This is a genomic window from Streptomyces sp. NBC_01304, from assembly GCF_035975855.1.
In the GTDB taxonomy this organism is placed as follows: domain Bacteria; phylum Actinomycetota; class Actinomycetes; order Streptomycetales; family Streptomycetaceae; genus Streptomyces.
The window spans coordinates 3,120,982-3,136,131 of record NZ_CP109055.1 but is presented as its reverse complement, the minus strand read 5'-3'; the positions used below and the strand labels follow the sequence as shown (position 1 = coordinate 3,136,131).

The following is a 15,150-nucleotide window of genomic DNA, read 5'->3' as shown; positions in this document are numbered from 1 at the left end:
GGAGCCCGTTTCCAAGGGCCAGTGACCCGCGGCCCGTTGACGATGTGAAGGGCCTGAGCCGGGCGCGCCGCCGCGCCCCCGGCTCAGGCCTGACGCATCAGCGGCCCAGGAAGGCGTCGTACACCGTGAGGCCGGACTTGTTGCCCTGCTTGTCCACGATCGCGGCCCGCAGTGACACGGACTTGTCCTTGGCCGGGGTGAGCAGCATGTACTTGCCGAACACCTTGGGCAGCTTGAGCCAGGTCTTGCCGCCGTCGTAACTGGCCTCGACCTTCAGGGACTTGAGGTTGTCCCCGGCCGCGGCACCCTGGATCTCGTACGGCATCGCCATGAGCCGGTTCGCCCTGGCCTTCGACCCGAGGTCGAGGGCCGGGTGGAAGCGGACCGTGGAGACGGGTGCGTTGCCCTTGTCGCCGGTCTTGGAGCGGAACGTCCAGTCGGCGTCGATCCGCGTACCCACCTTGAACATCTCGGGGTCACGCACCTGCGACGTGGTGATCTTGTACTCGCTGTCCTCCTTGGCCGCGGGGAACGAGGCGGAGGCCAGGGAGTTGTCACTCTCCGAGACCTTCTCGCCGTTGCGGTAGAACGCCGTGGTCGCCGTGACGCCCTCCGAGCTGCCCCGGTGGCCCGCGGAGTCCGCGAACATGTTGAGGAAGGCGTAGAGCGTGTCGCCGGAGCGGGTGATGCCCGCGCGCTGGTCCTTGTTCAAGGCCGGCCCGAACACCCCGGTGTTGAAGTCGATATGACGGGTCTTGTCGGCCTCGAACTTCTCGAAGAAGATCTGGTACGAGACCTCCGTGGGCAGCCAGCCGTTCGGCAGCGGGTCGCCGATCTGGTCGGCGAACAGCGTCCAGTCGGCGTTGTCCTCGGTGGACACGTACAGGTGCTGCGTGGTGAGCGCGGGCAGGAAGCGGCCCGAAGTGAAGCCGCTCATCGAGGAGTTGCCGGCAGTCACCTTTCCGCCGGCCGAGAGCCATGCGGTCTTGCCCGGGGCGGCCGACCCCATGCCCGCCTCGATCCGGGCCAGTTCGGGCCGCTGCACGTGCTTGGTGAAGCCGTCCGAGAGGCGCTTCACCGCGCCGCCGTAGACCAGCGAGTACTGGGTGTCCTCGCCCGTGGCGAAGTCGGCGTCCCACACCTGGTTCAACAGCTCGCCCTCGGCGATTTCGGGGCCGAGGTGGGCGGAGCGGAAGCCCTCGTAGGAGCCCAGCTGCCAGGCGAACGTCATCGGGTAGGACTTGCCCCGCACCTGGTACGCCGCGTAGGCCTGGCGTGCGACAGCGTTGTCATCCGGCACCGTGATGTCGACCGGCTCGGCCGTACGGGCGTCCAGCGTCAGGTCCTTGGCGCCGTCCACGGTGAGGCGTGGCTGGGCGATCCAGTCGAGTCCCTTGGTGGTGTCGCCGCGGTCGGCGATGACGATGCCCTCCACGCTGTACTCGCCCTTCGGCAGCCGCAGCGTGGTGGACCCGCTCGCCTCGTCGAGGGCGAACTCCTTGCCGGCTGCCTCGCCGGTCAGGCCCGTGACGTAGGTCTGGAACTGCGCGGCGTCCTTGCCGTCGCGGCCCAGGTGCTTCAGCGAGAGGGGGTACGAGGTGGTCTCGCGCTCCACGGCGAGTGCCGTACGCACGCTCTGCGCACCGTCGTTGGCGGTCACGGCGGCGCTGTACCGGCCGTCGGGCGCCTCGACGGAGGTGTCCGTGGTGACGGTCGCGTCCGCGGTTGTGCCTGCGGGGACGGTGAGTTGGGCTGGGCTGACCTGGAACATCCCCTCGGGTGCGGCCGCTCCGCCCGGGCCCTTGCCCGCGAGGGCGAGGTCCAGGGTCGTGTCGGACGAACCGGTGTTGCGGTAGGTCACCTTGCGGGTGATCGGCTCGTCGTCGTCATGCGGCCAGGCGGCCTTGCCGAGGCTGAGTGACACCGGTGCGGCGTACACGTTCTGCTCGATCGCCTTGTCCACCTGGATGCGGCCCGAGCCCTGCTCGAACGCGGTGAAGCCGGTGTCCTTGGTGGATCCGGTCAGCGCGCCCTTGAGCTCGGCGGCCTTCCAGCCGGGGTGCTGCTGCTTGAGGATGGCGGCCGCGCCCGCGACGTGCGGGGTGGCCATCGAGGTGCCCGAGATGGTCATGTAGCCCTCGGGGTTCTCGCCGACCTCCGCGGCGATGGAGTTGCCCGGGGCGGAGGCGGCGGTGATGTCGACGCCGGGGGCGGTGACATCGGGCTTGATCGCTCCGTCACCGACGCGCGGGCCTCGGCTGGAGAAGTCGGCCATCGCGTCGGTGCCGTCGACGGCACCGACCGTGAGCGCGCCGTCCGCGGCACCCGGGGTGCCGATGGTGCCCTCGCCGGGGCCCTCGTTGCCTGCGGCGACGGTGAAGAGCACACCTTGGTCGGTGTACGTGTTGACCGTCTCTTCCAGGGGCTCCACGCCGGGGCTGTCCGGGCCGCCGAGGCTCATGCTGACGATGTCGGCGCCCTCGCCGACCGCCCACTCGATGGCCTCGATGATGTCCGACTCGCTGCCGCTTCCGGTGTCGTCGAGGACCTTGCCGTCGATGAGGCCGGCGCCGGGGGCGACGCCCTTGAACTTGCCGCCGCCCTTGGCGCCGGTGCCCGCGATGGTCGAGGCGACGTGCGTGCCGTGGCCCTGGCGGTCCTTGTTGTCGGCCGAGGTCGAGAAGTTCTTCTCGACGAGCTGCTGCCCGGCGAGGTCGGGGTGGGTCTCGTCGACTCCGGTGTCGAGGACGGCGACCTTCACGCCCTTGCCGTCGTATCCGGCGGCCCACGCCTTGTCCGCGCCGATCTGCGGGACGCTGACGTCGAGTTGGGCCTTGACGGTGCCGTCCAGCCAGATGCGGCCGACACCCGAGGCAGTGCTCAGGGTCTGGCCGCTGCCCTCGCTGGTCAGGGCCTTCCAGAGCTTCGGCAGGTCGTCCTGCCCGGTGGTGACGGCCTCCGCGTTCAGCGACTTCAGGGTCCGGCGGACCTTGGTGGAACCGGCGTCGCGGACCTCGGTGCGGGCCGTGGACGCCTCGCCCCGGTAACCGACCATGACCTTGAGGCCGTTGCGGTACGCCTTGCGCGCGGCGGCGGTGTCGAGGCCGGTGACGTCGAAGAGCCTCTTGTCCACCTTGCCGGAGGTGATCAGCCGTTGGGCGTCGAGCGGCACGACCAGGGAGTGGTCGCCGTCGCTCTGGATGTGGACGGGGATGTCCTCGCGGCCCGGTGCCGGTTCGAAACCGGTTACACGGCCGGACGTCACCTCCGCCGTGTCCCCGGTGATCAGCTGTACGCGGTGCGGGCTCGGGCTCTTCCCGGCCTTGGCCGTCTTCGTCGCCTTGGCCGCCTTTGCCGGAGCGTCGGAAGCGGGGGTGACCGCCGGGCCGAACCCCGCGGTCACGGCCACGACCGTGGTGACGGCCACGGCCATGAGCACGGGTCTTCTTGCCTTGGTTCGCACGTGAATCCTCTGGTGGTCGGAGCTGGTGCGCGCGGTTGTATACCGCGGGTGGGCCTGCGCCGGGCAGTATTCAGAGCGCCAGAGGTTGGATCAATAGGCGTGCAGCGAAGCGGGATACCTTGAACCGGAATGTCTAGAAACCGTTTACATGACGGTCATCGGTCGGCGGCACGACAGAACGGGCACCCCGAGCCAACAGGGCGCCAACGGAGCGCGGCGCCCCATTTGGTATACAACTCCGGGCCGGTCAGCTCTCCTTGCGCGACAGCCGGTAGTGCAGCACCAGGAACGGGATGCCGAAGACCGAGAAGGCGTGTTCGGCCCGGAGCTCGTCGTCGGCGACGTACACGTCGAGCTGCTCGGTGAAGCCGTGGACCGCCAGCGTGGTCAGCTTCCGGGTGTCAGGATCGATGAGGGTCAGATAGTGGCCCGGCTGGTCGAGGGCGCTGCGGCTGGTCAGGACGAGGCCGCCGCCGGAGCGGGCCCGGGGCAGCAGGGTGGCGGTGAAGCTGCCCTGCGGGACGGGGAAGCCGACGCTGACGTAGCCGCGGTCCTCGTGCCGGTAAGTGGTGTAGACGCCCACGTAGATGGGCTCGTCGGTGTCGGCGTACGAGCGGATCCAGCCGCGTACCGTGACGGCTTCGTCGACGGCCCGGCCGGTGGAGATCGTGTCGATGCGGCTGCGCATGCCGCGCTGCACCTCGCGCTGGTTCATCGGCAGATTGGCCTGGCCGAGCGGGCGGGCCACGAAGGTGCGGTAGAGCAGATAGCCGGGGCGTACCCACAGCCGCCAGCGCGGCTCGATGTCGAGCGTGAAGCGTGCGGTGTGCTCGTAGAACTCCCTTACCCGCGGGTCGACTTGGGCCGGGTCGAAGTCCGGTCCCGCCAGCTCGTCGAGGGACGCGACGATGCCGACGTCCGGGGCGTTCGGTGTGTACTGTCCGCCGAGCACGTCCGCGAGGTCCCGGATGTAGTCGGTGCCCACATAGCGGGACCGTGCCTCGAGCGGCACCACGAACGGCAGTTGGTCCTCGGGCACCTGCTCGGCCACCAGGCTCACCTGCGCGTCGCGGAACACCAGGGCGGAGAGCGTCCGGAAGGCGACGACCGCCGTGCTCGCCACCACGGCCGGGGACGCCGGGCGCCCGCGCAGCCCGTACGCGGCCCCGACGGCCGCACCGACCACCGGTCCGAGTGCCACCTTCGCCGGGCGGATCCCGAGTGCGCCCGCGGCCGCCCCGGCCACGGTGCCGACCGCGACCGGACCCGCACCGGTGAGCCGGCCCGCCGCCCAGGCGACGGGCGCGGTCAGGGCGCCGCTCATCGCGATGCGCTGCCACAACGGGGGGAGTTCGCCGGGCCGCTGCCGGCCGCGCGCCACGGCTTCGGCGACGCCGAGCCCGACGGCTCCGGCAACTGCTCCGGTGGCGGCCGTCCTTGCTCCCCGGTGGCCGCCGAGCGCCGCCCCCGCGAGGCCGCCCAAGGCGCTCGCCACCGCTATGGCCGCTCCGCGACCCTGACCCGCCCCACCCGCATCTCTTGCCACGCGGGCAACCTACTCCGCGGGCGGCGCCCGGTGGCCGGGAGGGGCGCCCCGCCCGGCCACCGGACTCGTCCTCAGGCCGCTCCGGGCCGCAGTCGCGCCGAGACCGTGTCGGCCGTGCGCCAGGCCGTGTCGACGCGCGCGGGGTGCTTGCCCCGCCACTTCTTCCACGTCAGGTTCCAGTCACCGAAGCCGTTGCCGAAGGGCGCCATCCGCTCGCCCTCGCTGTTGATGACCTGCACGATGTCGCCCGGCCTGACCGTCTCGTAGAACCAGGCGGCGTCGTCCATGCTCATGCCCGTACAGCCGTGGCTGACGTTGGCGCTGCCCTGCGAGGCCACCGACCAGGGCGCGGCGTGCACGTACTCGCCGCTCCAGGTGACCCGGGTCGCGTAGTGCACCGGCAGGTCGAAGTAGTCGCGGCTGCCCCGGGCGATGCCGATGGACTCGCCGCGCATGCGGAGCTGCCGGGTCTTCTCGAGGACCACCTTGATGCCGTTGCGGGTGCGGTAGCCCGCCTTGCCGGTGGTCACCGGGATGGTGTTGATGACGCGGCCGTTGCGCTTCACGGTCATGTAGTGCTCCGAGGCGTCGGTGATCGCCTCGATGCGGTCGCCGATGGTGAGTCGCAGCGACTTCGCGGGATAGGCGCGGCCGCCGTACAGCCACGCGTTGACCCGGATCCCGTCCAGCGCGCTGTGCACCTCGACGCGGGAGTTGGGCGGCCAGAACTGCTTGGGCCGGTAGTGCAGCGTGGCGTTGTCCACCCAGTGCCAGGACCCCTCCACGGCGGGTTGCGACGTGACCCGCAGCGCCCGCTCGACGACCGCCCGGGCTTGCGGGTCGCGGGCCGGGACGGGGTGGCTGAGCACCGCTTCCACCGGCTGCCCCACGCCGTACGTCCCCGACTTGGGGCCGAAGGTGACAGTTAGTCGGCGATCCGTGGGCGGCGCGGTGCGAAAGCGCAGCGTCCGTTCGACGGTGTGCCCGGAGCCGATGCGCTCGGCGGTGACCGTCACGGTGTAGCGCGTCCCGGCCCGCAGCGGCTCGCTGTTGCTCCATTGGCGGGCGTCGCCGCTGAGGACGCCGGCCAGGGCGAGCCCCCGGTCGTCACGTACGGACACGTCGAGCAGCCGGGCCTCGCGCTCGCCGGCCGCCACCACGAGCGGCCCGCCCGGGTGGACCGCCTGCCGCGCGGCACCGCTGCCGAACGCCAGCGGCTGCAGCACACCGGACGGGGTCCCGCCCGGGGGCAGGCAGAGGCCGTGGTTGCCGGGGATCGCCGTGCAGCGGGTGCCCCGCCACAGGGTGCCGTCGGGCGGGGCGGCACTGACGCCGATCGCCGGGCGGGCGGCGGCCGTCCAGGCCGTGACGGGCTTGCCGGGCGCGGCACTTGGGGCGGTGTCGGTGCCGGGCGTCGGGGCTGCCGCGACCACCAGCAGGGCGCCCGTCGCCGCGGACAGCGCGCCCCATCCCGCCCACCGTGATCCCGCCAACCGCGATCCCGCCGACCGTGAGCTCACCGTACGTCCTCCAAGATCCAGTCCTCATGGGCAGACGTATCAAAACGGACAGTGGTCGGCCGACGGCGTCACGCCCTTCGGCTGCGTCCATAAATACATATAAAACAACCCGAAAGCATCAAGCAGTACAGAGAGCCACCAATGGGGATGTGTGCGGCGCGCATAAGGCGGGCTTCGGGAGTCGCAAAGCCTCGGTATCGGGCTGATTCCGGTCGCGTATGGAGTGTGGAGGTGGTGCGAGGGTGTGGGGGTGGCCCGGCAGGAAGGGCCGCGCGAGGCTCAGGTCGGCTATTTCCGGCCTACTCCACATCTTGCTGATAAATGACACCTTGTGGCCACCTCGGTGAGCGCACACGATCGGTCCTCGTTCGCATCCCTGACGTCCTGAACGTCCCGAGGAGGATCCCGTGACCGATCGCCTGTCGCTCAGCCCGGATGCCGCACGGCAACTCGCCACCGCCACCAAGACCACACCGCAGATGCGCGGCATCACCCCGCGCTATCTGCTGCGGGCCCTGCCCTGGGTCGACCTCGAGTCCGGCGTCTACCGCGTCAACCGCCGCCGCACCTTCGTGCTCGGCGACGACCGCATCAGCACCTACACCGAGAACGGCTCGCCGCGCGTCATGCCCGGCGACTTACGCGAGGTGCCCTATCTGCGCGAGGCCGACGACGCACTGCTCGCGGAACTCGCCGGCGCGTTCACCGAGGTCACCTTCGAGGCCGGGCAGGTCCTCGTCCAGGAGGGCGACGCCGCCGACCGCATGTGGGTGATCGTGACCGGCCGCGCCGAGAAGCGGCTCACCGGCCGGTACGGCGAGGACCAGCTGCTCGAAGTCGTCGGCGACGGCCAGTTCTTCGACCTCGGCGCCTGGACCCGGGGCGAGGGCATGCCCTACCGGGTGCAGGCCCTCACGCCCGGCGTCGCGCTCTGCGCCGAGCGCTCCACGCTGGCCGGGCTCATGGACCGCGACGAGGCACTGCGCTCCGCGGTCGGCACTTACTCCGCCGAGGGCGCGCCGGTGCCCGGCTCCGAGGTGCCCGTCGATCTCTCCTCGGGCCACATAGGCGAGCCCGAACTGCCGGGCACGTACGTCGACTACGAGGACACGCCGCGCGAGTACCACATGACCCTCGCCCAGACGGTGCTGCGGGTCCACACGCGGGTGGCCGACCTCTACAGCGGGCCCATCGACCAGACCAGGGCCCAGGCCAACCTCACCGTCGAGGCGCTGCGCGAGCGGCAGGAGGCACAGCTGCTCAACCACCCGTCGTTCGGCCTCTTCCGTAACGTCGCCCCCGGCCAGCGCGTCCAGACGCGCACCGGCGCCCCGACGCCGGACGACCTCGACGAACTCCTCGCGAAGGTGTGGAAGCAGCCCGGCTACTTCCTCGCGCACCCCAGGGCGATCGCCGCGTTCGGCCGCGAATGTACCCGGCGGGGTGTGCCCCCGGTGACCGACAACAGGTTCGGCAGCCCGCTGCTGACCTGGCGCGGAGTGCCGCTCCTGCCGTCCGACAAGGTGCCGTTCACCAACGGCGCGGGCGCGGGCGCCGGCACCACGGAGATCCTGCTCATGCGGATGGGCGAGGCCGAGCAGGGCGTGGTGGGGCTGCGGCCCTCCGGCGTCGCGGACGAGGTCGAACCGGGCCTGTCCATGCGGAACATGGGCGTCGACAACAAGGGCATCACCTCGTACCTGATGACGGCCTACTTCAATGCGGCGGTCCTGGTCGAGGACGCGATCGCGGTGCTCCAGAACGTCGAGGTGTCCAACTACCATGACTATTCCTGACGTTACGCGGGCTGCCGGCGGAGTCGGTACGGGTCTTGGTGGGGCGCCGGCGCCTGCTCCGGCTCCGGTGGCGGGGTCGGGCGGCGTTCCGGCTCGGGTGCCGGGCTTGCCTGCGATTCCGGGAGCGCCCGGTGTGCCCTCGGTGGCGGCCGTCCCAACAGCCCCAACTGTTCCGGCTGTTCCGGCTGGTCCGGCTGTTCCGGCTGTTCCAGCGGTTCCAGCCCTGCCGACCGGTCCGGCGGCAGCCGGGATTCCCGCCATGCCAGGAGCCCAGGCACCGGCATCACCGGCAGCAGCACCGGCACCATCGGCCGTGCCCGCCGAGACCGCCGCCCCCGCCCTCCCCGGCGCACAGCCGCCCGGCACCTTCACCCCCGAGCAGGCACGCCAGGACATCCCGATCCTGCACCGCACGGTGAACGGCCACCCGTTGGTCTGGCTGGACAACGGCGCCACCACCCAGAAGCCGCGCCAGGTCATCGAGGCGCTGAGCGCCTTCTACGGCGCCGCCAACTCCAACATTCACCGGGGCGCCCACACCATGGCCCGCGAGGCCACCGAGATGTACGAGGCGGGCCGGGCCGCGGTCGCCGCCTTCCTGGGCGCCGAAGCACCCGAGTCCATCGTCTTCGTGCGCGGCACCACCGAGGCCGTCAACCTCGTCGCCCAGAGCTGGGGGCGGAGCAACCTCGGACCCGGTGACGACATCCTTGTGCCCGTTCTCGAGCACCACTCCAACATCGTCCCCTGGCAGATGATCGCGAAGGAGACCCGCGCGCGCGTGGTGCCGATTCCGCTCGACGCGGACGGGCAGATCGACCAGAAGGCATACGCGGACCTGCTCTCCGCGCGCACCCAACTGGTCGCGATCAGCCAGGCGTCGAACGTCCTCGGCACCGTCCCACCGGTCAAGGAGATGACCGCACTCGCCCACCGGTACGGCGCCAAGGTACTGGTCGACGGTGCACAGGCGGTCGCCCATTTCCCCGTCGACGTAACGGACTTGGGAGCCGACTTCTACGCCTTCTCCGGGCACAAGCTCTTCGCCCCCACGGGCATCGGCGCCCTGTACGCCAAGCCGGAGCTGCTCGCCACGATGAATCCCTGGCAGGGCGGCGGCAACATGATCGAATCGGTCGGCTTCGACCGGACGACCTTCGCACCGCCACCCCACCTCCTGGAGGCCGGCACTGGCCACATCTCCGGCGTCGTCGGCCTGTTGGCCGCGATCAACTGGCTCACCTCGTTCGACCGGAACGCCATCGCCGCGTACGAGGAAGCGCTCATGACGTACGCACAACAAGCGATGGCCACCGTCCCCGGGCTCGACATCCTGGGCGCGGCGCCCGACCGGATCGCCGTGCTGACCTTCACGCTCGCCGGACACGACCCGGCGACGATCGCCGACTGGCTGGATCGCGACGGAATCGCGATCCGCGCGGGTCACCATTGCGCCCAGCCGGCCCTCGCCCACTACGGCCTCGAATTCGCGGCCCGCGCCTCGCTCGCGCTCTACAACACGTCCGAGGAGGTGGACCAACTGGTCGCGTCGCTGCGCCGGCTGCAACAGGCGGGCTGACGCTCCGGAGGGCTGCCGATGTGTGAATCGCCCCACGCGCGGGACACACATCGGCAGTCCTCCCTAGGCTTCATCCCCAGGCTTCATCCGTGTCGCTGTTGGGCCGAACGGGTGAGTAGGCGTAAGAATTGGCCGGTGCAGACAACCAGTGCGAGCCAGGAGGGGGTGAGGCCGTGAGCAGCCACAGCCACGACGTCACCGATGAACAGTGGGAAGGGCTCGCCCAGGTAGTACCGCTGCGGAGCCGCGACGAATGGCCGTCCTGGCCCGGGCATCGTGCCATGCCCGAGGCGCAGACCGAGACCAGACGGCGCTTCGTGGTGCTGCGGGTGAACGTGTTCGGGGACGCCCGCGAAGTGGCCGAAACCCTCATGGCCCACATTCCGGTCCTGCTCGACCTGACCGGCGCGGAGACCGTAGTCGCCAAGCGGGTCCTGGACTTCAGCAGCGGCGTCGTCTTCGGGCTCGGCTGCGGCATGCACCGCGTCGACCGGAACGTCTTCCTGCTGGCTCCTTCCGGAACCGAGGTGCAGGGGCTCGTCGAGGGCGTCGCCGGAGCGGGCGGCGTCCCTCGATCGTAGGAAGGTCAACGAGGCAAAACGGTTCGCCGCGCGTGCGCCCGCATAGCGTCCGATCATGACTGTGCACTTAGAAGGCGCGCCCACCGCCGGGACTGCGGCCGGGCCCGCGGTCACCGAACTGCGGCTCTCCGCCTTCAAGTCCCATCGGGGCGCGGCGTTTCCGCTCGGCCCCGTCACCCTCCTCGCCGGACCCAGCGGCAGCGGCAAGAGCAGTGCGCTGCAGGCGTACGAGGCGTTGGCGCGGCTCGCCGCGGGCGCCACCCTCGCCGAGGCGTTCCCCGCACCGGAGGCCTGCGTACCCGAGCAGGCCCGCCCCGACCGGGAGCGCCGGCGCGGCTTCCGCATCGGCTGCACCGTCGACGGGCCCGCCGGCCAGGTCCGCCTCGACCTCGCGGTGCAGGCCGAGCCCGAACTCCGTGTCGTGGGCGAGCGGCTGACCTGCGGCGAGGTGGTGCTGCTCGCCTCCGCGCTGCGCGATCCGTCCCGGCGCAGCGTCCAGGCGGCCTGGCACACGGCCGGTACGACACCGGTGACGCGGGGCCCGCTGCCCGACGACTGCCTGGGCACGGCGCTGCTTCCACTGCGCGTCGCGGGCAAGACGGAGGGGCAGCGCCGGGTGCTCGCCGCGGCCGAGCAGGTCGTGGTGGCGCTGCGCTCCGTCTTCGGCTGCGACCCCCAGCCGTCGCGCATGCGGGTGCCGGCCCAGGCCGGCGACGGGCTGCTGCTGCGCGGCTGCGACAACCTCGCCGAGGTGCTGCTCCGCACCCGGGCCGAGTGCGGAAACCGGCATGCGCAGCTCGTCGGGGCGGTGCGGGCCGGATGCGCCGGGACCGTCGCCGATGTGCTGGCCCAGGTGTCCGGGGACGGAGTGGTACGCGCGGTGGTCGAGCGGGGCGCGGGGCTGGGCCGGACGCCCGTGGAGCGGCTAGGGGACGGCGAGTTGAGATATCTCGCCCTGTGCCTGGTGCTCCTCACGGGGCCGGGCGTGCTCGCGGTCGATCCGGTCGTGGAGGTGCCGGACGCCTACCAGACCCTGACGGTCGTCGCGGACGGGCTGTTGCGCGGGCTGGACGCCCGGCAGGCCCGGCAGCTCACCGAGCTAGCGGTGCGGATGTGCGCCAGGGGGCACATCCGCCTGGTCGGTGCGGTGCACGACGCGTCGTGGGCGCGGGAGGTGGCGGGCGTGTCGGTGGTAGACCTTGAGCCGTGACTGAACAGGAACATGGACACGAAAACGGCCCCGGAGACGGGCTGGACGTGAACGGCCCCGGGCACGGGTCGGCGGTGAGCGGCCCCGGGCACGGGTCGGACGTAAGCAGCCTCGGCCACGGGCTGGACGTGGCGGCGCTCCAGCGCAGGCTCGCCGACTTCGCGGCGGCCCGGGACTGGCAGCCGTACCACACCCCCAAGAACCTCACGGCGGCGCTCAGTGTGGAGGCCTCCGAACTCGTCGAGATCTTCCAGTGGCTGACCCCCGAGCAGTCGGCGCGGGTGATGGAGGACCCGAAGTACGCGGACCGCGTGACGGACGAAGTGGCCGACGTGCTGGCGTATCTGCTGCAGCTGTGCGAGGTGCTCGGCATCGACGCGCTGGCCGCGCTCGCGGCGAAGATCGACCGCAACGAGGGGCGATTTCCGGTGGGTTCGTCCCGGCCTGTGATCCCTCGTGGTCACTCTACGGAGTGAGTGGCTTATCCACAGTCGGCGTCCTGTCCACAGATTTCCGTATTCCCCTGGCTTTTCGGTCTGGCGACCCTCACTCTGGGTAGTGGACTCAACAGAGCTCGACAGGACGGCAGTTCGACTCATCGACGGTGCGGGGGCGGGTGCATGGACGCGTTACGACTCATCAGGGCGAGCAGAGGTGCCTTGGCCCGGAGCCATGACCCTCCCGACATACTCGCGGAGGCCTGGCAGGCCCAGGCGCTCGCCCAGGCCATCGGCAGCCGCCTCGCGGTCAGCGGACCGCCCGAACTGCGCGGTGAGGCACTGGGGTTGACCGAGGTGAGCGGCCGGGGCTGCGCCGCCCTGGACGCACCCGACCTGGGGGTCAACGGCATACGCGCGGCGCAGCTCACGAGCATCGAGGACGCGCGGATCGTGCTGCTCCTGCTCGGCGGACTGCTCGGCGAGGTCGGCATCGCACTCGTCGGTGTCGCCTGTTCGGCGGGGGAGCAGGCGGACTACTGGCAGTGCATCGAGGCGATCGACGCCGCGGACGAGTCGCGGGACCGGGTACTCGAGATGCTGCGCAGGCTCGCGGTGCGGGAGGCGGGGATGTCGGCGCCGGATTCTACGGGTGGGGCGTAGGGGGTGTGGCGTAGCAAGGCGTGCCGTGGCGTGGGGAGATGCCGGTGGAGTCATGGGTCGCAGTGGGGGCCAAGCGGGAAGGGGTGTGCATGGGCGATGGTCAGGTCACGATCGAGCTCACGGGTGACGAGGCACTGGTGCTGTCGCACTGGCTGGGGGAGCTTCAGATGACGGATCTCCGTCATGTTGTCGATGATCCGGCGCTCTGGGCGCCGATCCATCGGATCGCCGGAGCGCTGGACAAGTCGCTGCCTGGCCTGTTCGCCTCCGACTACGACCAGCGACTTGAGGCCGCTAGGCAGCGACTGCGACCGGAAGACTGACCGATGGTGATGAACCCTCACCGGGCTGCGGCGGGATGGGTCCGTGGAAGGCCCCGTTGCGGGGCCATGAAACAGGCAATGGGGAGTGGCAGGGGGCCCTTGGCTCCCGGTGTCGACGGATGGGCGCGCCGCACTGCTGAGCCCCGGCATCGGGGCGCCGGCTCGGCGAGAGGCGCGCCGCGTTCCTCGGGGCGTCAGGAAGAGTGCCGGCTCCCGTCGGACGGCGAGTGGCCGCCGGAGGATTGAAGGTCGGCGTCCAGCTGGGACAGATCCGCGTTGAGTGCGGCCATCAGCTCTTCCATCTGCTGCAGCAGGCCCTTGGGGCGGCCGCTCTGTTCTGGCACGGACTGCAGTGGCCCTGCGGTGTGTTGCGGCTGCGTGGACTGTTCCGGCGCGGCTTCCTGGGACATGACGGCCTCCTCGGCCCGGCTCGCCCGACGTGGGGAGAGCGGTGGTGCAAGCGACGCGTCGGCAACGGCCGCCGAATGCGGGTGCCTGCGCGCGGGCCGGGCGATCCGGCTCCGCCCGAGCCAACGATCACCGGTGGTGGGCGGTCACTGGCCAGGGGCTCACGGGGGCGCCGGGTTGACGGAACTTCACCCGACCGAGAGGGCGGTGGAACGGAGGGATCACCACAGTTGACGCCCGTTCGACCGGGCAGGATGGGGGTATGGATCTTCGCATCTTCACCGAGCCCCAGCAGGGGGCGACCTATGACGCGCTGCTCACCGTTGCCAAGGCCACCGAGGATTTGGGCTTCGACGCCTTCTTCCGCTCCGATCATTACCTGCGCATGGGCTCCAGTGACGGGCTGCCCGGACCCACGGACGCGTGGATCACGCTCGCCGGTCTCGCCCGGGAGACCAAGCGCATCCGCCTCGGCACGCTGATGACCGCGGGCACCTTCCGGTTGCCGGGGGTGCTGGCCATCCAGGTCGCCCAGGTCGATCAGATGTCGGGCGGGCGGGTCGAACTCGGCCTCGGGGCAGGCTGGTTCGAGGAGGAGCACAAGGCGTACGGCATTCCGTTCCCCAAGGAGAAGTTCGCCCGCCTCGAGGAACAGCTCGCCATCGTCACCGGCCTGTGGGCCACCGAGCCGGGCAAGACCTTCGACCACGCTGGCAAGCACTACCAGCTGACCGACTCGCCCGCGCTGCCCAAGCCCGCGCAGGCGAAGGTCCCGGTGCTGATCGGCGGCCACGGTGCGAACCGCACACCGAGGCTCGCGGCTCAGTACGCGGACGAGTTCAACATCCCGTTCGCCTCGATCGAGGACAGCGAACGGCAGTTCAAGCGGGTGCGTGCGGCCGCCGAGCGGGCCGGGCGCAACGCCGACGACCTCGTGTACTCCAACGCGCTGGTCGCCTGCGTGGGCAAGGACGACGCCGAAGTGGCCCGGCGCGCGGCCGTCATCGGGCGGGACGTGGACGAGCTGAAGGCCAACGGGCTTGCCGGTTCGCCCGCCGAGGTGGTCGAGAAGATCGGGCGCTATGCGGAGCTCGGGGCGAGTCGCGTATACCTCCAGGTCCTGGACCTGGACGACCTGGATCACCTTGAACTGATCTCCTCGCAGGTGCAGTCGCAGCTGAGGAAGTGACCTTGGGGCGGGTGCCGCGGGGAGACCCCTGCGGCACTCGCCCCGCCCCCGTTGGCTAGGGTGTCCGGCTGAACCAGGGGGGCGTATGAGTCAGACGCATGGTGCCGGGGCCGCCGCATGGATACTCGCGGTGGTGAGCCCGGCCGTCGGGGTGGGGGCCGTGCTGGCCCTCGGGGTGGACTGGTCCACGGCGGCCGTCATGGCGCTCATCGCGGGTGTCTGCGCGGTGATCGGCTTGATCAAGGAGTCCCAGTGGGGCGACGCCTCGCGGCGCAGGACCCTGCACCTGACCGGGCTGGTCACGGGGGCCGGGGTGCTGCTGGTCAGCCAGTTGGTGCCGTATCTGTTCATGTTCGGTGCGATGTAGACGCCCACGACTGGACGTCCACGACCTGCCACGTCCACGACCTGCCACGTCCACGACTGGATGTCCAC

At 70.8% G+C, this 15,150-nt stretch carries 13 protein-coding genes; 9 read left to right on the top strand and 4 right to left on the bottom strand.

What is annotated here, in order from left to right; genetic code table 11:
• Positions 1-97 precede the first annotated feature (97 nt).
• The 3 genes from OG430_RS13475 to OG430_RS13465 all read right to left on the bottom strand — a co-directional run bounded on the left by OG430_RS13475 (position 98) and on the right by OG430_RS13465 (position 6,346).
• Positions 98-3,433: a S8 family peptidase gene (locus tag OG430_RS13475; RefSeq protein WP_327352720.1), complete on the bottom strand. Its 3,336-nt coding sequence runs from the start codon at positions 3,431-3,433 to the stop codon at positions 98-100.
• A 277-nt stretch (positions 3,434-3,710) separates the two neighbouring features.
• Complete coding sequence (locus OG430_RS13470) at positions 3,711-4,958, bottom strand: hypothetical protein (protein ID WP_327352719.1); 1,248 nt, start codon at positions 4,956-4,958, stop codon at positions 3,711-3,713.
• Between the two features lie 122 nt (positions 4,959-5,080).
• Positions 5,081-6,346, bottom strand: a complete 1,266-nt coding sequence (locus OG430_RS13465; RefSeq protein ID WP_442816710.1) for an Ig-like domain-containing protein — start codon at positions 6,344-6,346, stop codon at positions 5,081-5,083.
• A 590-nt stretch (positions 6,347-6,936) separates the two neighbouring features.
• On the opposite strand from OG430_RS13465, the gene OG430_RS13460 reads away from it, so the two are divergent.
• From OG430_RS13460 to OG430_RS13430, 7 genes are all read left to right on the top strand, one after another.
• A complete protein-coding gene (locus OG430_RS13460) occupies positions 6,937-8,325 on the top strand; it encodes a family 2B encapsulin nanocompartment shell protein (protein WP_327352717.1) in 1,389 nt (462 codons plus the stop codon).
• Positions 8,326-8,638: 313 nt separating this feature from the next.
• Positions 8,639-9,904 carry a SufS family cysteine desulfurase gene (locus OG430_RS13455; RefSeq protein WP_442816489.1) on the top strand — a complete coding sequence of 422 codons (1,266 nt, stop codon included), beginning with the start codon at positions 8,639-8,641 and terminating at the stop codon, positions 9,902-9,904.
• A gap of 173 nt (positions 9,905-10,077) precedes the next feature.
• Positions 10,078-10,485 (top strand): cell division protein SepF, encoded by a 408-nt coding sequence (locus OG430_RS13450; RefSeq protein WP_327352715.1) that lies wholly within the window; start codon positions 10,078-10,080, stop codon positions 10,483-10,485.
• 55 nt (positions 10,486-10,540) lie between these two features.
• Entirely contained in the window at positions 10,541-11,695 is a 1,155-nt protein-coding gene (locus tag OG430_RS13445; protein ID WP_327352714.1) for an AAA family ATPase, read from the top strand.
• Between the two features lie 74 nt (positions 11,696-11,769).
• A complete protein-coding gene (locus OG430_RS13440; RefSeq protein WP_327359076.1) occupies positions 11,770-12,171 on the top strand; it encodes a nucleotide pyrophosphohydrolase in 402 nt (133 codons plus the stop codon).
• Positions 12,172-12,315: 144 nt separating this feature from the next.
• Positions 12,316-12,795: a DUF6099 family protein gene (locus tag OG430_RS13435; protein ID WP_327352713.1), complete on the top strand. Its 480-nt coding sequence runs from the start codon at positions 12,316-12,318 to the stop codon at positions 12,793-12,795.
• An 89-nt stretch (positions 12,796-12,884) separates the two neighbouring features.
• On the top strand, positions 12,885-13,118 hold the full coding sequence (locus OG430_RS13430) for a hypothetical protein (RefSeq protein WP_327352712.1): 234 nt from the start codon (positions 12,885-12,887) through the stop codon (positions 13,116-13,118).
• A gap of 194 nt (positions 13,119-13,312) precedes the next feature.
• On the opposite strand, the gene OG430_RS13425 is transcribed toward OG430_RS13430, so the two are convergent.
• Positions 13,313-13,528 (bottom strand): hypothetical protein, encoded by a 216-nt coding sequence (locus OG430_RS13425; protein WP_327352711.1) that lies wholly within the window; start codon positions 13,526-13,528, stop codon positions 13,313-13,315.
• 260 nt (positions 13,529-13,788) lie between these two features.
• Between OG430_RS13425 and OG430_RS13420 the strand changes: the two genes are divergently transcribed.
• The gene (locus OG430_RS13420; RefSeq protein WP_327352710.1) at positions 13,789-14,715 is read left to right on the top strand and encodes an LLM class F420-dependent oxidoreductase; all 927 of its coding nucleotides are present in this window, start codon (positions 13,789-13,791) and stop codon (positions 14,713-14,715) included.
• An 85-nt stretch (positions 14,716-14,800) separates the two neighbouring features.
• Complete coding sequence (locus tag OG430_RS13415) at positions 14,801-15,082, top strand: hypothetical protein (protein ID WP_327352709.1); 282 nt, start codon at positions 14,801-14,803, stop codon at positions 15,080-15,082.
• Positions 15,083-15,150: the final 68 nt, after the last annotated feature.